Here is a 19,728-nt window from a genome sequence, read left to right on the forward strand (position 1 = left end):
TTAACCCCGTTTAGCCGGTCCGGTGGTACGACGTGCCGGAGCCACAGACGTGTGGCGCTTCACGGCGCGACGGATCTGGTTAGCTTTAACACGACGACGATCGCGCTCAACCGGCAGTTTGCTGACGGTTTCTTCGGTCATGTCGACCAGGGTACGCAGATAGTTGATGTCCGGCAGATCCAGCTCTTTATAGCCGCCGCGAGGCAGGCCTTTAGGCAGATTCAGGTCACCGTAACGCACGCGGATCAGACGGCTCACCTGGACGCCAACGGCTTCCCACAGACGGCGAACTTCACGGTTACGCCCTTCTGTCAGGGTCACGTTGTACCACTGGTTCAGGCCTTCGCCGCCCTGGAATTTGATGGAGCGGAAAGCGGCAGGGCCGTCTTCGAGCTGTACGCCACGGCTCAGTTGTTTGATTTTTTCATCATCAACCTGACCGAATACACGTACCGCATACTCACGTTCCACTTCACGGCTCGGGTGCATCAGGCGGTTAGCCAGTTCACCGTCGGTGGTGAATAACAGCAGACCGGAGGTGTTAACGTCCAGACGACCCACGGCAATCCAGCGTGAACCGCGCATTTTCGGCAAACGGTCAAAGACGGTCGGACGCCCTTCCGGATCACTGCGCGTACACAGTTCACCTTCCGGTTTGTAGTACGCCAGCACGCGGCAGACGGTGTCCTGAGACTCCATCACCGACAGGATGTGGCCGTCGAGACGGATTTTTGTCCCGCCGGTGACTTCAACACGATCGCCCAGCGTCGAGATTTTACCGTCAACGCTGACGCGGCCAGCCTGGATCATCGCTTCAACTTCACGACGTGAACCGTGGCCCGCACGCGCGAGAACCTTTTGCAGTTTTTCAGTTTGCCCTTCGGTGCTGTCCAGCGCATTTTTCGGCTTCTGGTACTTCACTTCTTCTTCGTCACCGTTTTCATCAAACAGTGCTTCAGCTTTAGGCTTGGTGCCACGCGGTTTCAGCGGACGCTTTTTATCATCGCGCGCGTTGTCCGGACGTGCCGGTTTGCCCATGCGGGGTTTTTCAATACGGGAATCAGAACGTGAATCGCTGCGACCCGCATCAGCACGTGGTTTATCGGTACGCGGTTTGTCAGAACGTGGCTTATCGGTACGTGGCTTTTCGCCACGCTTTTCAGCCCGCGACGGTTCCGGACGGCTTTTCGCTGCGCCGGAATTTCTGCCGCTTTTAGGCTTGTCACCAGACGAACGTGCCGGTTTGGATTTATCGCTGGTGTGCTTCTGGGAATTATACTTCTCGCTCATTGAGCAGCCTCATTTGTCGCCTTCACAGGCGTCGGGGGGAGCCGGCAGCACAATGTGACCCATTGTCTGCCCGCCAAAATTCGTTTATTGCGCTTTAATACAACGACTTACAAAAAAGTCAGCCCGCCATTATACACATTTATCCGCAATTTGTATCCTGCCAGAGGATTTGCGGGGTGATTATTTTTCAAACAGCAGTTACCGGAACGGCGTCGGATCACCCGCGCCTTCGCGGACGACTTCCGGCGATGGCTCGGTCAGATCGATGACCGTGGTCGGCTGCTGGCCCAGCGAACCGCCGTCAATGACCAGATCGACCAGTTTACCCAGGCGATCTTTGATATCTTCCGGATCAGATTCCGCAAAGTCATTGCCCGGCAGCATCAGCGTGGTGGACATCAGCGGTTCACCCAGCGCGTCGAGCAGTGCAATCGCAATCGGGTTCGACGGCACACGTAAACCGATCGTCTTACGCTTTTCGCTCATCAGACGGCGCGGCACTTCTTTCGTCGCTTTCAGAATGAACGTGTAGTTGCCCGGCGTATTATTTTTGATCAGACGGAAAGCTGAGTTATCCACGTAAGCGTAAGTGGAAAGCTCGGACAAATCGCGGCAGACCAGCGTGAAGTTGTGGTTGCCGTCCAGCTGACGGATACGGCAAATGCGCTCCATCGCGTTCTTTTCTTCCAGGCGGCAGCCCAGCGCGTAGCCCGAATCGGTCGGGTAAACGATCACATTCCCTTTGCGCAGCAATTCAACCGCCTGACTGATCAGACGTGGCTGCGGATTTTCAGGATGAATATAGAAATATTGACTCATTGTTCCTCTCAATTCTTTTCAGGTCAGTCCTCTGTGACGTCAGCGTAAAAAATGACGTCATAAAGCAGGGTTCAGACCCGTTCAATTTCAGGCTTTTTTTCGGTGACCGGCCAGTTTTTCCACACCGGTTCCACACCTGCGGGAAGCCAAAGTTTGCGTCCCAGTTCAATCCACGAGCAGGGCTGATGGAAATCAGAACCTTGCGAAGCCAGCAGTTGATAATCGCGGGCAAAGGCCGCCAGCTGCGCGCGTTCGTTTGGCGCCTGCTGACACTGCGCGACTTCCATCGCATCACCGCCGTGCTCAGAAAAATAGGCCAGCAGGCGTTTCAGCCATTTTGCCGACAGGTCATAACGTCCCGGATGCGCGACGACGGCCTGCCCGCCAGACTGATGAATAGCTTCAATAGATTGTTCTATTGTACACCACTGTGGCGGAACGTAGCCGGTCTTGCCTTTGGCGAGGTACTTTTTGAACACCTGCGCAATGTTATCCGCCGCACCAAATTCGACCAGATACCGGGCAAAGTGCGCGCGTGTGACTGCACCGCCCTGCGCCAGACGCAGCGCCCCTTCCCACGCCCCTTCGATGCGTGCTTTCGCCAGCCGGCGCCCCATTTCCTGCGCGCGCTGCTGGCGGAGTTCAGCCTGACTTTTCAGCAGACTTACCATCGCCGGATGTTCAGGGTCGATGCCTAATCCGACGATATGAATCTCATGGTTTTCCCACAGCGTCGAAATCTCAACGCCGTTCACCAGTTGCAGCGGAAGTTGCTGGCTGGCTATCGCCTGCGCCGCACGCGCCAGCCCTTCGGTGCTGTCGTGATCGGTGATCGCCAGAACGCCAACCCGCATTTCAACGGCGCGGGCCACCAGCGCTTCGGGCGTTAAATAGCCGTCCGATGCGGTCGTGTGGCTGTGGAGATCGTAGATCCTGAATGCAGTGCCGGAATTCTGATCGTCTGCTGAGAGTGAAGCTGTTGTTGGCGAAGTCATCGTCACGTCGGGGATTTAACCTGTTTCTGAATGCAGCACTTATCATAACGCGTTAGCGCTGTGCACGTTAGGGATGATTTCACCCGGTTTTTACGCACGGTTACGGTGCGATAACAATCTGACCGCACTAAAGGTGTGAAATCAGACAAATTGAGGGTTGACTTTGCCTTCGTGAACTAGTTTACTAGTACGCAAGTTCACGGGATGATTCAGTAATGAACGGCGTGACAAACGAATTCAGAAAGCTTAGGTTTTAAGAACGCGCAGTTCTTATAAACACTAACTTTCCCAAACTTAAAAAGAGTGTCTGATGATGAAAACTCACATGATGGCGGTTCTCAGCTGGTGGCGTACTTCCCCTTGTCGGGCGGAGTAATCACGCATAGCTGTCATCAGACGCTGCAAGATTTCCGAAGCCCGCTTAACGCGGGCTTTTTTGTGGCCGTCTGTTTGAAAACGTTCAGAAAATTTCAGGAAGCAAAATGACTATTCAAAAACCACGTTTAGAATTGCTGACCGCACAAGGATGTTACCGCGGCGATCCAACGGCCATCTTTCATCAGCTGTGCGGCGCGCGTCCGGCGACCCTGCTGCTGGAATCCTCAGAAGTCACCAGCAAGGAAAACCTGAAGAGCCTGTTGATTGTCGACAGCGCCCTGCGCATCACCGCGCTGGGTTACCGGGTTTCCATTCAGGCACTGACCCCGAACGGTGCGTCGTTGCTGCCGCTGATTGACAGCGCGCTGCCGTCTGAAATTCGCAATGACGTTCGCCCGAATGGCCGCGAACTGACTTTCCCGGCGATCGACCAGATGCAGGATGAAGATGCCCGTCTGCGTTCCCGCTCTGTTTTCGACGCCCTGCGCAGCATTCTGACCTTGGTAGAATCTCCGGCACACGAGCGCGAAGCGATGTTCCTCGGCGGCCTGTTTGCTTATGACCTGGTTGCCGGTTTTGAAGATTTGCCGCAGTTAGCGTCCGACCAGCGTTGCCCGGATTTCTGCTTCTATCTGGCAGAAACCCTGCTGGTGCTGGATCACCAGAACCGCACCTGCCGTTTGCAGGCCAGCCTGTTTACGCCGTCCTCTGAGGAAAAACAGCGTCTGCACGAACGTCTGGAACAGCTGCAACATCAGCTGCAATTGCCGCCACATACCATCCCGCACCAGAGCGTGCCGGAAATGCAGCTGAGCGTGAACCAGACCGATGAAGTGTTTGGTGCCGTGGTTGAGAAAATGAAAGTGGCAATCCGTGCCGGTGAAATCTTCCAGGTTGTGCCGTCACGCCGTTTCTCCCTGCCATGCCCTGCACCGCTGGCGGCCTACGAAACGCTGAAAAACAACAACCCAAGCCCGTACATGTTCTTCATGCAGGACAACGATTTCACACTGTTCGGCGCATCGCCGGAAAGCGCACTGAAATATGACGCGTCTAACCGTCAGATTGAAATTTATCCGATTGCCGGTACCCGTCCGCGCGGTCGTCGTGCTGACGGTTCACTGGATTTGGATCTCGACAGCCGCATCGAACTGGAAATGCGGACCGACCATAAAGAGCTGGCCGAGCATCTGATGCTGGTGGATTTAGCGCGTAACGATCTGGCGCGTATCTGCGAACCGGGCAGCCGTTATGTCGCTGACCTGACTAAAGTTGACCGTTACTCTTTCGTGATGCATCTGGTTTCCCGCGTTATCGGCACGCTGCGTGCCGATCTGGACGTGCTGCACGCTTATCAGGCCGTCATGAATATGGGCACGCTGACCGGCGCACCAAAAGTCCGCGCCATGCAGCTGATTTCAGCGTCTGAGCAAACCCGTCGTGGCAGTTACGGCGGCGCGGTGGGCTATTTCACCGCACACGGGGATCTGGATACCTGCATCGTGATCCGCTCCGCGTATGTGGAAGACGGCATTGCTACCGTTCAGGCGGGCGGCGGCGTGGTGCTCGATTCCGTACCGCAAGCCGAAGCTGACGAAACCCGTAATAAAGCCCGTGCCGTGCTGCGTGCCATCGCCACTGCCCACAATGCGAAAGAGGTATTTTAAGATGGCCGACATTTTACTCATCGATAACGTGGATTCTTTTACGTACAACCTGGTCGATCAGCTGCGTTCCAGCGGCCATAACGTGGTGATCTACCGTAATCAGATCCCGGCTGACGTGATTATCGAAAAACTCAGCCAGCTGGAAAAACCGGTGCTGGTGCTTTCTCCGGGACCGGGCACGCCGTCAGAAGCGGGCTGTATGCCGGAACTGCTGAAACGTCTGCGCGGTCAGTTACCGATTATCGGTATCTGTCTCGGACATCAGGCGATTGTGGAAACCTACGGCGGTTTCGTCGGTCAGGCAGGTGAAATCCTGCACGGTAAAGCCTCTTCTGTTACGCATGACAACGAAGCGATGTTCGCGGGCATGAATAACCCGCTGCCGGTAGCGCGTTATCACTCGCTGGTCGGCAGTCAGATCCCTGAAGGGCTGACCGTTAACGCCCGCTTCGGCGACATGGTGATGGCGGTGCGTCACGAAGAAGATCGCGTTTGCGGCTTCCAGTTCCATCCGGAATCCATTTTAACTTCACAGGGCGCTCGTCTGCTTGAGCAGACACTGGCCTGGGCTTTGGCGTAAGGAGAACTGTCATGAAAACGCAAACTATCCCCGGCATTCTCGAAAATCTGTATCAGGCTCAGGCGATGACGCAGGAAGAAAGCCAGCAGTTATTTACCGCCATCGTGAACGGTGAGCTGGAACCCGCGCAGTTAGCGGCGGCGCTGATCAGCATGAAAGTGCGCGGCGAGCAGCCCGCTGAAATCGCCGGTGCCGCAAAAGCCTTACTGGCACACGCCGAACCGTTCCCGCGCCCTGATTATCCGTTCGCGGATATCGTCGGCACCGGCGGCGACGGTACCAACAGCATCAATATTTCCACCGCCAGCGCCTTTGTGGCCGCGGCCTGTGGCGCACGCGTGGCGAAACACGGCAACCGCAGCGTGTCCAGCCGTTCAGGTTCATCGGATCTACTGGCCGCTTTCGGCATCCGTCTGGATATGCCTGCGGAAGAATCCCGCGCGGCGCTGGACGATTTGAATGTGTGTTTCCTGTTCGCACCGCAATATCACACCGGTTTCCGCCATGCGATGCCGGTGCGTAAAGCGCTGAAAACCCGCACGCTGTTCAACGTGCTCGGCCCGCTGATTAACCCGGCGCGTCCGCCGCTGGCACTGATTGGCGTGTACAGCCCGGAACTGGTGAAGCCGATAGCAGAAACCCTGCGCGCCCTTGGTTACGAGCGTGCGGCGGTGGTTCACGGTGGCGGAATGGATGAAGTGGCGATTCACTCGGCAACACAGGTTGCTGAACTGAAAGACGGCGAAATCACCACCTATGAAGTGACACCGCAGGACTTCGGGCTGGACAATTATCCGATCGAATCCCTGCTGGGCGGCGAGCCGGAAGAAAACCGTGACATTCTGGCACGCTTATTACAAGGTAAAGGTGATCCGGCCCATGAAGCTGCGGTAGCCGTCAATGTGGCGATGTTACTGCGTCTTTTCGGTCAGGAAGATTTGAAGCAAAACGCTCAACAAGCTTTAGATGTCATGCGCAGCGGTGAACCCTACCAGCGCGTGATTGCATTGGCAGCAAGAGGATAAGTGATGCAGCAGGAAACCGTGCTCCACAAAATTGTTCGCGATAAGGAAGTTTGGGTCGCGGAACGTAAAGAACAACAACCGCTGGCCAGCTTTCAGAACGAAATAACGCAAAGCCAGCGCAGTTTTTACGACGCACTTCAGGGTGCAAGAACGGCTTTTATTCTCGAGTGCAAGCAGGCGTCGCCTTCCAAAGGAAAGATCCGCGAGAACTTTGATCCGGTAGAAATTGCCGGTGTTTACAAAAACTACGCATCGGCCATTTCCGTTCTGACGGACGAAAAATACTTCCAGGGCAGCTTTGATTTTCTGCCGCTGGTGAGCAAAACCGTCACGCAGCCGGTGTTGTGCAAAGACTTTATTATTGACCCGTATCAGATTCATCTGGCGCGCTTTTATCAGGCCGATGCCATTTTGCTGATGCTGTCCGTACTCAGCGATGAACAATACGTGCAACTCGCCGCCGTCGCGCACAGCCTGAATATGGGTGTGCTGACCGAAGCCAGTAATGAAGAAGAGCTGGAACGTGCGGTGAATCTGAAAGCGAAAGTGGTCGGTATCAATAACCGTGATCTGCGCGATTTGTCGATAGACCTCAACCGCACCCGTGAACTGGCGCCCCGCGTGCCGCACGGCGTAACGGTCATCAGCGAATCCGGCATTAATACCTACGGCCAGATCCGCGAACTCAGCCGTTTTGCTAACGGTTTCCTGATTGGCAGCGCGCTGATGTCAGAGCCCGACCTGAATACCGCCGTCAGCCGTGTGCTGCTTGGCGACAACAAAGTGTGCGGCCTGACCCGTGCGCAGGATGCGAAAGCCGCCCATGACGCCGGCGCGATTTACGGCGGGCTGATTTTTGTCGACGCCTCTCCGCGTTTCGTGACACAGCCGCAGGCGAAAGAAGTGCAAAACGGCGCACCGCTGAAATACGTCGGCGTGTTCCGCGATGCGCCACTGGCTGACGTCGCGCAAACCGCTCAGGCGCTGAATCTCACCGCCGTGCAGCTTCATGGCGATGAAGATCAGGCGTATATCGACGCCCTGCGCAGCGAGTTGCCTTCTGCGGTGCAGATCTGGAAAGCGCTGAGCGTGAAAGACACGATGCCGGCACGCAATCTGAATCACGTTGACCGTTACGTTCTCGATAACGGTAAAGGCGGAACAGGGCATCGTTTCGACTGGAGCAAACTGGCCGGGCAAGACCTGAGCAATGTTCTGCTGGCCGGTGGCCTGAGTGCGGATAATTGCGTCGAGGCCGCGCAGCTCGGCTGTGCGGGTCTGGATTTCAATTCAGGCGTCGAGAGCGAACCGGGCATTAAAGATGCGGGTAAAATTACCGCCGTATTCCAGACATTGCGGGCTTATTAATTTCCCGCAGTGACGCAAAAATTGACAGACAGGATGGAATCACATGACTTTACTTAATCCCTACTTCGGCGAATTTGGCGGCCAGTACGTCCCGCAAATTCTGATGCCTGCGCTGGTGCAGCTGGAAGAAGCTTTTGTCAGCGCGCAGCGTGACCCGGCGTTTCAGGCTGAATTCATCGATTTACTGAAAAACTATGCAGGCCGTCCGACGGCGCTGACATTGTGTAAAAACCTGACCGCAGGCACTAAAACCAAGCTGTATCTCAAGCGTGAAGATCTGCTGCACGGCGGCGCGCACAAAACCAACCAGGTGCTGGGTCAGGCGTTGCTGGCAAAGCGCATGGGCAAGACCGAAATCATCGCTGAAACCGGTGCCGGTCAGCACGGTGTGGCGTCCGCTCTGGCCTGTGCCCTGCTCGGCCTGAAATGCCGGATTTATATGGGCGCGAAAGACATTGAACGCCAGTCACCGAACGTGTTTCGTATGCGTCTGATGGGCGCTGAAGTGATCCCGGTTCACAGCGGCTCTTCCACGCTGAAAGATGCCTGTAACGAGGCACTGCGCGACTGGTCTGGCAGCTATGAAACCGCTCACTATATGCTGGGCACCGCGGCAGGTCCGCATCCTTATCCGACCATCGTGCGTGAATTCCAGCGCATGATTGGCGAAGAAACCAAAGCGCAGATGCAGGAACGCGAAGGCTGTCTGCCGGATGCGGTGATCGCCTGCGTCGGCGGTGGATCTAACGCCATCGGTATGTTTGCTGATTTCATCGATGACACCAGCGTGAAGCTGATTGGTGTTGAACCGGGTGGCCTGGGTATAGAAACCGGGCAACACGGCGCACCGCTCAAACATGGTCACGTCGGTATCTATTTCGGGATGAAAGCCCCGATGATGCAAACCTCAGAAGGCCAGATTGAAGAATCTTATTCGATTTCTGCCGGTCTGGATTTCCCGTCTGTCGGGCCGCAGCATGCTTTCCTGAACAGCATCGGCCGCGCGGAATATGTATCTATTACCGATGACGAAGCGCTGGACGCCTTTAAAGAATTGTCCCGCCATGAAGGGATTATTCCGGCACTGGAATCTTCACACGCGCTGGCTTACGCGCTGAAACTTATCAAGGAAACGCCAGAGAAAGAACAAATTCTGGTGGTGAATCTTTCTGGCCGCGGCGACAAAGATATTTTCACCGTACATGACATCCTGACTGCCCGGGGAGAAATTTAATGGAACGTTATCAGCAATTATTTAAGCGTCTGGAAAGCAAAAAAGAAGGTGCCTTTGTTCCCTTCGTGACGCTGGGTGATCCGGGCGTTGAGCTGTCCCTGTCCATCATCGATACGCTGATTGAAGCCGGTGCCGACGCGCTGGAGCTGGGCATTCCGTTCTCTGATCCGCTGGCAGACGGCCCGACGATTCAGAACGCCAACCTGCGCGCGTTTGCCGCCGGGGTGACGCCAACACAATGCTTCAATATGCTGGCGCGCATTCGCGAAAAACATCCGGATATCCCGATCGGCCTGCTGATGTACGCCAACCTGGTGTTCCATAACGGCATCGAAACTTTCTACCAGCGTTGCGCTGACGTGGGCGTGGACTCCGTGCTGGTCGCCGACGTGCCGTTTGAAGAATCGGCCCCGTTCCGCGCGGCGGCGCTGCGTCACGGCATCGCGCCGATCTTCATCTGCCCGCCGAATGCGTCAGACGATCTGCTGCGCGAGATTTCCTCTCATGGCCGCGGCTACACCTATTTGCTGTCACGCGCTGGTGTGACCGGGACGGAAAAACGCGCCCTGACGCCGCTGAATCATCTGGTGGATAAACTGCGTGAATATAACGCAGCGCCGCCTTTGCAAGGCTTCGGAATTTCTGAGCCTTCACAGGTGAAAGAAACGCTGGCCGCCGGTGCGGCGGGGGCTATTTCCGGTTCCGCGACGGTACGCATCATAGAGAATAATCAGCATCAGCCTTCAGAAATGCTGGCTCAGCTTTCCCGTTTCGTCAGTGAAATGAAAGCCGCCACCCGCACGTAATCGCGTGCGCTTCTGCAAACAGAACCTTATTCAATACCTGACTAAGGTTCTGTTTCTTTTAAATTCTTACGTTTTTTTTCTCCATTCGATTTGTATAAACCCCGCCAATAATCCAAACTAAAATCACTCGGCAAATCAATAACAATACGGGTGCTCGAAGTATTGTTTGCCTGAGTCTGAATCGGGTGACTTTTGGTTTTATAACAAAGCATGGAGAGTTATTTATGAAGCTATTCAAGACATTGTCTGCTTTCTGCATGGCCGCAGTGGTCGTCATGGCCGTGGCTGCCTGCGCACCGACAAAAAAATCTGAAGGCACGGGTGGTTACATCGATGACACCGTAGTCACCACGAAAGTCAAATCCGCCCTGCTGGCCGATAAGACCATCAAATCACGGGAAATCAGCGTTGAGACCTTCAAAGGCCGCGTTCAGTTGAGTGGTTTCGTGACGTCAACGGCAGATGCAAACCGTGCGGTAGAAGTCACGCGCGGCGTGGCGGGTGTACGCTCCATCGAGAACGATATGCGACTGAAATAATCAGAGATCTTTCTGATGAAATACGAAGAGGCGCCAAAGCGCCTCTTTTTTTTGCAACGTAACAGGCAATATCAGAAACGATAGCCGACGCCAAACATAAAGACCCATGGATCAATCCGGGTGTTGATGTTTTGCTGCTCGCCGCCTGCTTTGAATTTAACTTCTGTATCGATATCCATCCACCAGACCGACATGTTGATCAGCCAGTTATCATCGAGATTGTAATCCAGGCCCGCCTGCGTGGCCACGCCCCAGGAGTCTTTTACGCTCAGATCAGAAAGCCCGGCATCGCGCCCGGTCTGGTTGAAATTCGTATCGTAGAAGGTGGTGTAGTTGATACCCAAACCGAGGTACGGACGCAGTTTGTCGCGCTTATCCCCAAAGTAGTATTGCGCCATCAATGACGGCGGCAACTGTTTCACTTCAGCAATTGTTCCGGTGCTTTTCAGACCGATTTTATGCTGGAATGGCGTCGCGGCCAGCAGTTCCATCCCGATGTTGTCGGTAAACATATAGCCGAGCGTCAAACCCATCTGCGTGTTGTTATTGATGTTAAAAGAACCCAGCCCCAGGACGTTGTCTGAACCTTCGGTTGGACGAACGGTTGCTGTCCCTACACGAACAATCACATCCCCTGCTTCATGTGCGCTCGCGATTGCCGGAAATGCCGCTGCTGCCACTAATGCCCAATATGCTGCTTTCATTGTCCCTTCCCTTTGTATGGTTTATTTATTGGCCGCGCGAATGATACCTACTCTTTGGTACGGTTTGATCAAAGCGGGATCACATCTTTAAAACAATTTTTCATAAATTGCATCTTTCTCAATCCGATCTAAATCTCTAAAAACAAAGGAATTGATCTGCATCAAAAACGAGGGGATTTTGCTGTTTCATTAAAGCCCAAAAATTTCAGTTGCTAAAAAAAATGCCGCTGCGTAATTTGCCTGAACCCTGTTGGTTTTGGTTTGGTGCCGTAAGGAGTCGGTAGCTTCCCAAGATGAGCGAAATTAATAATCCTTGTATGACCTGTGGCGCGTGCTGCGCCTATTTCCGTGTTTCATTTTATTGGGCTGAATCTGAAGAAGCTGGCGGCGTTGTTCCGCAGGCACTGACAGAACAAGTCACGCCTTTTTTGAGCTGCATGAAAGGCACCAACAGCAAGTCGCCTCGCTGTGTGGCTCTGGAAGGGGAAGTGGGACAATCGGTTTCCTGTTCTGTTTACCTTAACCGCCCGACACCCTGCCGCGAGTTTGATCAGTCGGGGCTGAACGGTGTCGCCAATACGGCCTGCGATCGCGCACGTGCGCGTTACGGCCTGCCGCCGCTGGATGTGGATTTACCGATGATTGATGTCGGGTCTTTCACGCCAGAGCTGGCAGAGGTTCATCAGGCTGACTGACAGGAAGTCAGCGCAAAAGTATCGGCGGGGGCCTATTACAGGTTACAATCCCCGCCTTGTTATTTTTAGCTTGTGCCAAGGAGCGTCCATGTCTATCACGGCCAGTACATTGTACCGTGACAGTTATAATTTTTTGCGTAATCAGCTGAGTAGCGTTTTCGCGCTTTCCCTGCTGGCCGCATTAATTACCGTCATATTGAGCTGGATTTTAAGCCCGTCAGCCGATCAGCTTGATGCTATCGGGCAACTTATGAACAACATGGCGGGCATGAGCGTCGCCGATATGATGGGTTTCATTGAACAACAGGTCACGCCGGAACAACAAAGCGCCATTTTCCGCTACAGCATTGCGGCGCTGTTCTCGACGCTGGCCGGAAATGTGATTCTGGTTGGCGGGATCCTGACGCTGATCCAGCTGGTTTCACAGGGCGTGCGCGCCAGCATAACCCAGGTGGTGACCGCTTCTTTGCCGGTGTTGCCGCGCTTAATCCTTTTGCTGTTCGTCTTCAGCGTGATGTTCCGTCTCGGTCTGGCGCTGCTTTTCGTGCCTGCGTTTCTGATTGCCATTGCCTGGTCAATGTCGCCAATCATCGCCTGTAAAGAGCAGGTCGGGATGTTTAAAGCCATGCGTCTGAGCACCCGTCTGGCCTTCAGCCATGTGCGCCTGGTTGCGCCGGGTGTTTTGATGTGGATTCTGGCGCAGGTGGTTCTGATGCTTTTCGTCGGCGCGTTAAGTGCGTTGAATCCGATGATAAGCGCGGTGATTTTCGGCGCGCTCAGCAATGTCATCACGGCATTTATCCTGATTTATCTGTTCCGTCTTTACATGAAATTACATGTTTAATAGTGACATAACTTTTTCAGGGGCGCTCCGGCGCCCTTTTCTTTTGTCCGGTAAATGATTCCGGTATAGTCATCCCATACATAAAACATGGAATGAAGTATGAAGCAGCTCCTCGATTTTCTTCCCCTGATTGTCTTTTTTGTGGTTTATAAGCTTTACGACATTTTTGTCGCATCAGGCGCGTTGATCGCTGCCACTGCGCTGGCGTTAGTCATCACCTGGGTGATGTATCGCAAAATTGAGAAAATGACGTTAATCACCTTCGCCATGGTGGCTGTTTTTGGCACCCTGACGCTGGTCTTCCATAATGATGAATTCATTAAATGGAAAGTCACCGTCATTTACGTTCTGTTCTCCGGCGCTTTACTGATAAGCCAGCTGGTTCTGAAAAAGCCTCTGATTCAGCGCATGTTGGGCAAAGAGCTGACGCTTCCCGACCACGTCTGGAATAAGCTGAATGTCAGCTGGGCGATTTTCTTCCTGCTTTGCGGTCTGGCAAATATCTACGTGGCTTTCTGGCTGCCACAGAATATCTGGGTTAACTTCAAAGTGTTCGGACTTACCGTTCTGACGCTGGTCTTCACGCTACTCAGCGGCATCTATATTTACCGGCACATGCCGGATGATGAAAAAAAATAAGCATTCTTCTGCACGGGCCTTCTTTTGAAGGCCTTCGTTGTTTTGAATAAAACATTGATCACTGTGAAGCAATCAAACATGAACGAAAAACAGAGTTTACCCAATGGTGAAATGGTATTGCGTACGCTGGCAATGCCTGCTGACACCAATGCAAACGGCGATATCTTTGGCGGATGGCTGATGTCACAGATGGACATGGGCGGCGCGATCCAGGCGAAGGAAATCGCTAAAGGCCGCGTAGTGACCGTTCGTGTGGACGGCATGACGTTCCTCAAGCCGGTCGCGGTGGGTGATGTGGTGTGTTGTTATGCACGCTGTATTCGTACCGGCAACAGCTCGATCACCATCAACGTTGAAGTGTGGGTGAAGAAGGTCTCCTCTGAGCCTATCGGACAGCGCTACAGGGCCACTGAAGCGGTGTTCACGTACGTTGCGGTGGATGAATCTGGAAAATCGCGCCAGTTGCCTGACGGACGCAGCAATTTCAGTGTTGATTCTGGTGGTGTTTCTCAAGATTAAACAGAACGCGGCAGTATGAAAGACAAAGGTCGCCCTGAAGGCGACCTTTTTTATGGAGCAAGGGGCACGATGCCGCTTTATTCGACGGTGGTGCCGCCTTTGATTTTGAACACCAGGTTAACCACTAAGTTGCTGGCGGCCTTCGGTTCGTAACGCCATTTCCCCATCGCCTGTTTCACTTCACGCTCAAACATGTTGCGCGGCTCTGCGGAAAGTACGCGGATATTTTGTACGCGGCCATCACCGTCGACATCAAACTGCACACGGACACGTCCTTCGATACGCAGCGCCAGCGCACGCGCCGGATACATCGGTTCACCACGTTGCAGCGGTCGCGGCCCGGTGTTGCTCTGGGCATTGGTGGACGCAGGTGGCTGGCTCACTGGCTTCGTGACCGGCTGATTGCTGGTGACGGGCGCGGTTTGTACCGTTTGCGTTGGTTTTTCCACCGGACGTTCTACCGGTTTCACTTTTGGCTTCACGACCGGTTTTTTCACCGGCTTAGGTTTAGGCTTCGGCGGTTCCGGGATCACAACCGCTTCCGGCGGCGGCGGAGGCTCTGGCACCACTTCCGGTTCAGGCTCAGGTTCCGGCGGTGCTGGCTCAGGCTGTGGCGGCGGCGGAGGTGGCGCAAAGTCAGCCGGGTTGACCATCGTCACACTCATGACTTTTTGTTCCTGCGTCGGCAACTTGATTGACTCACCGACTGCCATGTACAAAACACCCGCAATAACAGCAATGTGCAAAGTGACAGAAAGAACGGCAGGCAATGTAACCTTGCGGATAAATCTAAACTTTTTTAGCGGCATAATGATTCATTTTCCCCGTGAAGCCGCAAGTTTAAATGTAAATAGCAATCATATTCAACACCGAGATGACAACTATTCTCAAATAACCTTTGCTTTGATCCCACGCAAAGCACTTTCCCCGGGCTTCAGGTTTAGCTATGTTAATTCTGCAAAATGATCTGACTGCCGATGGCGGCCTGAAATTGCTCAATAAAAACCCATTAAAGGTGACTCATGCTTTACGTTATTTATTCTGAAGACGTTTCCGACTCACTGGAAAAACGCACACTTGCGCGCCCGGCGCACATCGAACGTCTGAAAAAATTGCAGGAACAAGGCCGCGTCCTGATTGGCGGCCCGACACCGGCCATCGACAGCGAAGACCCGGGCGCTGCGGGAATGACCGGTTCCCTGTTGGTCGTCGAATTTGAAACGCTTGAAGCCGCCAAAGTGTGGGCTGACGCTGATCCGTATGTCGCCGCAGGTGTTTATAAATCGGTGACGGTGAAACCGTTCAAACGCGTATTCTGATTTCCGACGGGCAGTCTCAGGCTGCCCGCTTTTTGCTTATCTGCACTTCATCCCTGCCGCGGCCCTTGTTTTAAGCAACTTTACTTTTGCTTACAGCAATTGATTGTCTAAATATCCGGTTACCTGAACATTCACTGCATCACTTATTAATCAATACCGCGCGGAGAGCCCGATATGCAATGTCCTGTATGCAAAGAAAGTCAGCTGGTTATGTCAGAACGTCAGGGTATAGAAATCGACTATTGCCCGGATTGCCGTGGCGTCTGGCTCGACCGGGGAGAGCTGGATAAAATCATCGAGAAATCCGCCGTGATCCAGCAGACGGAACGTCCTTCCGCACCACGCTATGAAGAAGCCGCACGCCGCGACGATCACCGTCATCACAGCGGGCATGACAATCGCGACCATTATTCCTCACAAAAACCGTATAAAAAGAAGAGTTTTCTTTCAGAGCTTTTCGACTGAATAACGGAAAGCGCGCGCCGTAGCAGAAACGCTCTGGCGCCATTTCTCCAAAGCCGTCACATTGCTTTCATCCGTTGTGTGTTAGGATGACTACCCCTGCCCACGAGGTAAGCACTATGTCATTCTTCGACGGATTGAAGTTTCTAACCAGTACGACCACGAAGGTCACCTGCCCGGAATGCGGTTACGTTTCTGAACAGATGAGCGCAAAAGTGCGCAAAAACTCCACGCTGGTTTGTAAAAAATGTGGCGCGCTGTTTCAGCCTAAATCCCGCTAATCACGCATTCCATTCATAGTTCACGGCATACAATGACAAACGCTGATGTTGCTGATGATGAATCTGACGAATTCGGTAGATGTGACGATAGCGTCTCGACTGACCTTCCAGCCAGCGGCTTCTCCGGCGCTGAGTCTGGCGTAACATGCGCCAGCGGCCGACTTCATTTTTACTGCGTTTCATTCACCTGTGTCCCGTGATGACCGTTATTAACGGAAGCGTTTCTTAGCCGGAAAATTTCTCATCGTAAAAAACTGCGGGGACATTATAGGCCGATGACGTTGTGATCCAAGTCTTGTTTTTCCCTTATTCAGCGTTATCAGCTAACCTTGATGTCAGGACAGTGAAACTTTTATTAATCGGATACATATTTAAGAGGTAGCTGATTGATTGGTGGGATAAAGTTGGTTAAAAGTCCCCCTCTTTCCCGTACACTCACTTCGACAGCTTGCGAACAGGATTTTTCGCCTTTATGACAACATTTTATACGGTAATCAGCGGACTTCTGGTTTTCGGTTACTGGTTACTGATTGCCGGCGTGACCTTGCGTATTTTGATGAAACGCCGCGCGGTGCCTTCCGCCATGGCGTGGCTGCTGATTATTTACATCATTCCGCTGGTCGGTATTATTGCCTATCTCTCATTCGGTGAACTGCATTTAGGTAAACGCCGCGCCGAGCGCGCAAAAGCCATGTGGCCTTCAACGGCGCGGTGGCTGAACGATCTAAAAGACTGCAAACGTATTTTTGCCACTGAAAACAGCGAAATCGCCGCGTCGCTTTTCCAGCTCTGCGAACGCCGCCAGGGCATTGCGGGCGTCAAAGGCAATCAGTTGCAATTGCTGACCACCAGTGACGACGTGCTCAAAGCCATGATGCGCGATATCGGGCTGGCACGCAGTAATATCGAGATGGTGTTTTACATCTGGCAGCCCGGCGGGCTGGTAGATCAGGTTGCAGAATCGCTGATGGCCGCATCCCGTCGCGGTATCCACTGTCGTCTGATGCTGGATTCCGCAGGCAGCGTGGCGTTCTTCCGCAGCCCTTATCCGGCCATGATGCGCAATGCCGGTATTGAAGTTGTGGAAGCGTTGCAGGTGAACCTTTTCCGCGTGTTCCTGCGCCGTATGGACTTACGTCAGCACCGTAAAGTCGTGCTCATCGACAACTATGTTGCTTATACCGGCAGCATGAATATGGTCGATCCGCGTTTCTTTAAACAAAATGCCGGCGTGGGTCAGTGGGTTGACCTGATGGCGCGTATGGAAGGCCCGGTCGCCACTACAATGGGTATTGTATATTCCTGCGACTGGGAAATTGAGACCGGGAAACGTATTCTGCCGCCGGAACCTGACCTGAATCAGATGCCGTTCGAGCAGGAAAGCGGCCATACCATTCAGGTGATCGCCTCCGGGCCGGGCTTCCCGGAAGATATGATCCACCAGGCATTGCTGACCGCTACCTATTCTGCCCGCGAGCAGCTGGTGATGACCACGCCGTATCTGGTGCCAAGCGATGACCTGCTGCATGCCATCTGTACGGCGGCACAGCGTGGAGTCGATGTCAGTATCATTCTGCCAATGAAAAATGATTCGATGATGGTGGACTGGGCGAGCAAAGCTTTCTTTGGCGAGTTGCTGGAGGCTGGCGTAAAAATCTATCAGTTTGAAGATGGCCTGCTGCATACCAAAAGCATTCTGGTCGACGGTCAGCTCAGTCTGGTCGGCACCGTGAATCTCGATATGCGCAGCCTGTGGCTGAATTTTGAGATAACACTGGTCATTGATGACGCCGGATTCGGTGACGACCTGGGCCGTGTGCAGGAAGATTACATTGCCCGCTCTCATCTGCTGGATGTTGAAGCCTGGCTTAAGCGCCCGTTCTGGCATCGCATCGTCGAACGTTTGTTCTACTTTTTCAGTCCGCTGCTGTAAAAGCCGCGTCGGGCGTGATGTAATACACGCAGTACCGGCTTGCATAAGCCTGAACACATTCATCTGTAAACGAGAATTAATATGGACCTGAATAATCGCCTGACCGAAGACGAAACGCTTGAACAAGCCTATGACATCTTTCTGGAGCTGGCCGGAGACAACCTGGATCCTGCAGATATCCTGATCTTCAATCTGCAATTTGAAGAACGCGGCGGCGCTGAATTATATGATCCGGCGGAAGACTGGGTTGAGCATGTTGATTTCGACTTAAACCCGGATTTCTTCGCTGAAGTCGTCATCGGTCTGGCCGATGCGGAAGACCAGCCGATTAATGATATTTTCGCACGTGTATTATTGTGCCGCGAGAAAGATCACAAGCTGTGTCACATCCTCTGGAAAGAATAATCTCACCCGTCACCCTTTAAGCTGTCCCTGCGCTGGCTGCCTTCATTCACCCCGGTCACATAATTATGTATGCTGCCGGGGATTTATTCAGTTGCCGCCTTGATACAGCTCGAATGATTTAGGGTTAGTTGAATGTTGAAAAAGAAAAACCTGCCAATGGCAGGTTTTTTTATGCGTCAGTTTTGGTGCCTTGTCATCAGAGCGGATCAACTTTCAGGCAGGAAACCGCATGGCGGAAACTGCCTTCCAGCAACGGGCGGGTTATCGCACATTCCGGCCCGGCAATCGGGCAGCGCGTACGGAACACGCAACCTGATGGCGGGTTGATCGGCGAAGGTAACTCCCCTTCAAGCAGCTGAATGGTTTTGTTGCGCTCTTTGTCCGGGTCCGGAACCGGCACCGCAGACATCAGCGCGCGAGTATACGGATGCTGAGGATTGTTATACACCTCGTCATACGTACCCAGCTCAACCGCGTGGCCCAGATACATCACCAGAACACGGTCAGAAATGTGTTTAACCACCGCCAGATCGTGCGCGATGAAAATCAGTGACAGGCCCATTTCACGCTGCAATTGCTGCAACAGGTTGACGACCTGTGCCTGAATGGAAACGTCCAGCGCTGAAACCGGTTCGTCACAGATAATCAGTTTTGGCTCAAGGATCAGCGCGCGGGCAATACCGATACGCTGGCACTGGCCGCCCGAAAATTCGTGAGGGTAACGGTTGATCAGGTTAGGCAACAGCCCGACCTTCAGCATCATCGCCTTCACTTTTTCTTTCACCTCGGAACGAGGCATTTTCGGGTTATAGGTTTTCAGCGGCTCAGCGATGATTTCGCCGATAGTCATACGCGGATTCAGGGACGCCAGCGGATCCTGGAAAATCATCTGGATATCGCTGCGCGTGTGACGCCATTCGCTGTCAGACATGTTCAGCAGATCTTTGCCCAACCAGGCCACCCGCCCGTCTGTGGCTTTCACCAGGCCAATCAGTGCGCGGGCAAACGTCGATTTGCCGCAACCCGATTCGCCTACCACGCCCAGCGTTTCGCCTTCGTAAAGACGCAGCGTCACGCCGTCTACTGCTTTCAGCGTTTTGGACGGTTGCCAGAACCATTGTTTGCCGTCTTTGATGTCGAAATGGACTTTAAGATCCGCCACTTCGAGCAGAACTTTTTTCTCGGGCGCGAACGAATTCATAGCCGCACTGTTCATTACTGTGTTG

The 19,728-nt window shown here is 53.5% G+C and carries 21 protein-coding genes, 1 pseudogene and 1 other annotated feature; of the genes and pseudogenes, 15 read left to right on the forward strand and 7 right to left on the reverse strand.

Annotated elements, in window-relative coordinates:
• The 3 genes from rluB to J1782_RS06350 form a co-directional block, all read right to left on the reverse strand.
• Entirely contained in the window at nucleotides 1-921 is a 921-nt protein-coding gene (rluB, locus tag J1782_RS06340) for a 23S rRNA pseudouridine(2605) synthase RluB (protein WP_259228644.1), read from the reverse strand.
• A gap of 567 nt (nucleotides 922-1,488) precedes the next feature.
• On the reverse strand, nucleotides 1,489-2,109 hold the full coding sequence (locus J1782_RS06345; RefSeq protein ID WP_152325933.1) for an L-threonylcarbamoyladenylate synthase: 621 nt from the start codon (nucleotides 2,107-2,109) through the stop codon (nucleotides 1,489-1,491).
• A gap of 71 nt (nucleotides 2,110-2,180) precedes the next feature.
• The gene (locus J1782_RS06350) at nucleotides 2,181-3,104 is read right to left on the reverse strand and encodes a PHP domain-containing protein (RefSeq protein ID WP_254302948.1); all 924 of its coding nucleotides are present in this window, start codon (nucleotides 3,102-3,104) and stop codon (nucleotides 2,181-2,183) included.
• 337 nt (nucleotides 3,105-3,441) lie between these two features.
• Nucleotides 3,442-3,544: a sequence feature (Trp leader region), on the forward strand.
• Between the two features lie 42 nt (nucleotides 3,545-3,586).
• Here J1782_RS06350 and J1782_RS06355 point away from each other — a divergent pair.
• From J1782_RS06355 to J1782_RS06385, 6 genes and pseudogenes are all read left to right on the forward strand, one after another.
• A complete protein-coding gene (locus J1782_RS06355; protein ID WP_217152679.1) occupies nucleotides 3,587-5,149 on the forward strand; it encodes an anthranilate synthase component 1 in 1,563 nt (520 codons plus the stop codon).
• A 1-nt stretch (nucleotide 5,150) separates the two neighbouring features.
• A pseudogene (gene trpD, locus J1782_RS26330) lies at nucleotides 5,151-6,754 on the forward strand (bifunctional anthranilate synthase glutamate amidotransferase component TrpG/anthranilate phosphoribosyltransferase TrpD).
• Between the two features lie 3 nt (nucleotides 6,755-6,757).
• Nucleotides 6,758-8,122 (forward strand): bifunctional indole-3-glycerol-phosphate synthase TrpC/phosphoribosylanthranilate isomerase TrpF, encoded by a 1,365-nt coding sequence (gene trpCF, locus J1782_RS06370; protein WP_217152680.1) that lies wholly within the window; start codon nucleotides 6,758-6,760, stop codon nucleotides 8,120-8,122.
• A gap of 43 nt (nucleotides 8,123-8,165) precedes the next feature.
• A complete protein-coding gene (trpB, locus tag J1782_RS06375) occupies nucleotides 8,166-9,356 on the forward strand; it encodes a tryptophan synthase subunit beta (RefSeq protein ID WP_152325927.1) in 1,191 nt (396 codons plus the stop codon).
• Entirely contained in the window at nucleotides 9,356-10,162 is an 807-nt protein-coding gene (gene trpA, locus J1782_RS06380) for a tryptophan synthase subunit alpha (protein WP_152325926.1), read from the forward strand. Before trpB ends, trpA begins: the two co-directional genes overlap by 1 nt.
• A 224-nt stretch (nucleotides 10,163-10,386) precedes the next feature.
• The gene (locus J1782_RS06385; protein WP_152325925.1) at nucleotides 10,387-10,701 is read left to right on the forward strand and encodes a BON domain-containing protein; all 315 of its coding nucleotides are present in this window, start codon (nucleotides 10,387-10,389) and stop codon (nucleotides 10,699-10,701) included.
• 71 nt (nucleotides 10,702-10,772) lie between these two features.
• Here the strand turns inward: J1782_RS06385 and ompW are convergent, their stop codons facing one another.
• Nucleotides 10,773-11,405 carry an outer membrane protein OmpW gene (gene ompW, locus J1782_RS06390; RefSeq protein ID WP_152325924.1) on the reverse strand — a complete coding sequence of 211 codons (633 nt, stop codon included), beginning with the start codon at nucleotides 11,403-11,405 and terminating at the stop codon, nucleotides 10,773-10,775.
• Nucleotides 11,406-11,698: 293 nt separating this feature from the next.
• Between ompW and J1782_RS06395 the strand changes: the two genes are divergently transcribed.
• From J1782_RS06395 to yciA, 4 genes are all read left to right on the forward strand, one after another.
• Nucleotides 11,699-12,100: a YkgJ family cysteine cluster protein gene (locus tag J1782_RS06395; protein WP_165057126.1), complete on the forward strand. Its 402-nt coding sequence runs from the start codon at nucleotides 11,699-11,701 to the stop codon at nucleotides 12,098-12,100.
• An 88-nt stretch (nucleotides 12,101-12,188) separates the two neighbouring features.
• On the forward strand, nucleotides 12,189-12,944 hold the full coding sequence (locus J1782_RS06400; protein WP_165057124.1) for a YciC family protein: 756 nt from the start codon (nucleotides 12,189-12,191) through the stop codon (nucleotides 12,942-12,944).
• Nucleotides 12,945-13,043: 99 nt separating this feature from the next.
• Nucleotides 13,044-13,583, forward strand: a complete 540-nt coding sequence (locus tag J1782_RS06405; RefSeq protein ID WP_152325921.1) for a septation protein A — start codon at nucleotides 13,044-13,046, stop codon at nucleotides 13,581-13,583.
• A gap of 78 nt (nucleotides 13,584-13,661) precedes the next feature.
• The gene (gene yciA / locus J1782_RS06410) at nucleotides 13,662-14,102 is read left to right on the forward strand and encodes an acyl-CoA thioester hydrolase YciA (protein ID WP_104921632.1); all 441 of its coding nucleotides are present in this window, start codon (nucleotides 13,662-13,664) and stop codon (nucleotides 14,100-14,102) included.
• A 77-nt stretch (nucleotides 14,103-14,179) separates the two neighbouring features.
• Here yciA and J1782_RS06415 read toward each other — a convergent pair whose 3' ends face one another.
• Nucleotides 14,180-14,911, reverse strand: a complete 732-nt coding sequence (locus tag J1782_RS06415) for an energy transducer TonB (protein ID WP_165057122.1) — start codon at nucleotides 14,909-14,911, stop codon at nucleotides 14,180-14,182.
• A gap of 213 nt (nucleotides 14,912-15,124) precedes the next feature.
• Between J1782_RS06415 and J1782_RS06420 the strand changes: the two genes are divergently transcribed.
• From J1782_RS06420 to J1782_RS06430, 3 genes are all read left to right on the forward strand, one after another.
• Nucleotides 15,125-15,421 carry a YciI family protein gene (locus J1782_RS06420; protein WP_104921630.1) on the forward strand — a complete coding sequence of 99 codons (297 nt, stop codon included), beginning with the start codon at nucleotides 15,125-15,127 and terminating at the stop codon, nucleotides 15,419-15,421.
• Between the two features lie 174 nt (nucleotides 15,422-15,595).
• Nucleotides 15,596-15,886 (forward strand): zf-TFIIB domain-containing protein, encoded by a 291-nt coding sequence (locus J1782_RS06425; RefSeq protein ID WP_217152681.1) that lies wholly within the window; start codon nucleotides 15,596-15,598, stop codon nucleotides 15,884-15,886.
• 116 nt (nucleotides 15,887-16,002) lie between these two features.
• Complete coding sequence (locus J1782_RS06430) at nucleotides 16,003-16,164, forward strand: YnfU family zinc-binding protein (RefSeq protein ID WP_015697086.1); 162 nt, start codon at nucleotides 16,003-16,005, stop codon at nucleotides 16,162-16,164.
• Here J1782_RS06430 and J1782_RS06435 read toward each other — a convergent pair whose 3' ends face one another.
• The gene (locus J1782_RS06435) at nucleotides 16,165-16,347 is read right to left on the reverse strand and encodes a YciY family protein (protein WP_015697085.1); all 183 of its coding nucleotides are present in this window, start codon (nucleotides 16,345-16,347) and stop codon (nucleotides 16,165-16,167) included.
• Between the two features lie 289 nt (nucleotides 16,348-16,636).
• Between J1782_RS06435 and cls the strand changes: the two genes are divergently transcribed.
• Nucleotides 16,637-18,097 carry a cardiolipin synthase gene (gene cls, locus J1782_RS06440; RefSeq protein ID WP_152325917.1) on the forward strand — a complete coding sequence of 487 codons (1,461 nt, stop codon included), beginning with the start codon at nucleotides 16,637-16,639 and terminating at the stop codon, nucleotides 18,095-18,097.
• A gap of 75 nt (nucleotides 18,098-18,172) precedes the next feature.
• Nucleotides 18,173-18,502 (forward strand): HI1450 family dsDNA-mimic protein, encoded by a 330-nt coding sequence (locus J1782_RS06445; RefSeq protein ID WP_195812954.1) that lies wholly within the window; start codon nucleotides 18,173-18,175, stop codon nucleotides 18,500-18,502.
• 196 nt (nucleotides 18,503-18,698) lie between these two features.
• Here J1782_RS06445 and oppF read toward each other — a convergent pair whose 3' ends face one another.
• Entirely contained in the window at nucleotides 18,699-19,703 is a 1,005-nt protein-coding gene (gene oppF / locus J1782_RS06450; RefSeq protein ID WP_208950472.1) for a murein tripeptide/oligopeptide ABC transporter ATP binding protein OppF, read from the reverse strand.
• Between the last annotated feature and the right edge of the window lie 25 nt (nucleotides 19,704-19,728).

The organism is Rahnella sp. BCC 1045 (assembly GCF_019049615.1).
GTDB lineage: Bacteria > Pseudomonadota > Gammaproteobacteria > Enterobacterales > Enterobacteriaceae > Rahnella > Rahnella contaminans.

Excerpts from the sequence above, each read along its gene's own strand:
- J1782_RS06350 (WP_254302948.1), bottom strand. The coding sequence starts at position 3,104 with ATGACTTCGCCAACAACAGCTTCACTCTCAGCAGACGATCAGAATTCC.
- J1782_RS06420 (WP_104921630.1), top strand. The coding sequence starts at position 15,125 with ATGCTTTACGTTATTTATTCTGAAGACGTTTCCGACTCACTGGAAAAA.
- yciA (WP_104921632.1), top strand. The coding sequence starts at position 13,662 with ATGAACGAAAAACAGAGTTTACCCAATGGTGAAATGGTATTGCGTACG.
- J1782_RS06395 (WP_165057126.1), top strand. The coding sequence starts at position 11,699 with ATGAGCGAAATTAATAATCCTTGTATGACCTGTGGCGCGTGCTGCGCC.
- J1782_RS06385 (WP_152325925.1), top strand. The coding sequence starts at position 10,387 with ATGAAGCTATTCAAGACATTGTCTGCTTTCTGCATGGCCGCAGTGGTC.
- ompW (WP_152325924.1), bottom strand. The coding sequence starts at position 11,405 with ATGAAAGCAGCATATTGGGCATTAGTGGCAGCAGCGGCATTTCCGGCA.
- J1782_RS06355 (WP_217152679.1), top strand. The coding sequence starts at position 3,587 with ATGACTATTCAAAAACCACGTTTAGAATTGCTGACCGCACAAGGATGT.
- J1782_RS06425 (WP_217152681.1), top strand. The coding sequence starts at position 15,596 with ATGCAATGTCCTGTATGCAAAGAAAGTCAGCTGGTTATGTCAGAACGT.
- J1782_RS06345 (WP_152325933.1), bottom strand. The coding sequence starts at position 2,109 with ATGAGTCAATATTTCTATATTCATCCTGAAAATCCGCAGCCACGTCTG.
- cls (WP_152325917.1), top strand. The coding sequence starts at position 16,637 with ATGACAACATTTTATACGGTAATCAGCGGACTTCTGGTTTTCGGTTAC.
- oppF (WP_208950472.1), bottom strand. The coding sequence starts at position 19,703 with ATGAATTCGTTCGCGCCCGAGAAAAAAGTTCTGCTCGAAGTGGCGGAT.
- J1782_RS06405 (WP_152325921.1), top strand. The coding sequence starts at position 13,044 with ATGAAGCAGCTCCTCGATTTTCTTCCCCTGATTGTCTTTTTTGTGGTT.
- trpB (WP_152325927.1), top strand. The coding sequence starts at position 8,166 with ATGACTTTACTTAATCCCTACTTCGGCGAATTTGGCGGCCAGTACGTC.
- J1782_RS06400 (WP_165057124.1), top strand. The coding sequence starts at position 12,189 with ATGTCTATCACGGCCAGTACATTGTACCGTGACAGTTATAATTTTTTG.
- J1782_RS06435 (WP_015697085.1), bottom strand. The coding sequence starts at position 16,347 with ATGAAACGCAGTAAAAATGAAGTCGGCCGCTGGCGCATGTTACGCCAG.
- J1782_RS06430 (WP_015697086.1), top strand. The coding sequence starts at position 16,003 with ATGTCATTCTTCGACGGATTGAAGTTTCTAACCAGTACGACCACGAAG.
- trpA (WP_152325926.1), top strand. The coding sequence starts at position 9,356 with ATGGAACGTTATCAGCAATTATTTAAGCGTCTGGAAAGCAAAAAAGAA.
- trpCF (WP_217152680.1), top strand. The coding sequence starts at position 6,758 with ATGCAGCAGGAAACCGTGCTCCACAAAATTGTTCGCGATAAGGAAGTT.
- J1782_RS06415 (WP_165057122.1), bottom strand. The coding sequence starts at position 14,911 with ATGCCGCTAAAAAAGTTTAGATTTATCCGCAAGGTTACATTGCCTGCC.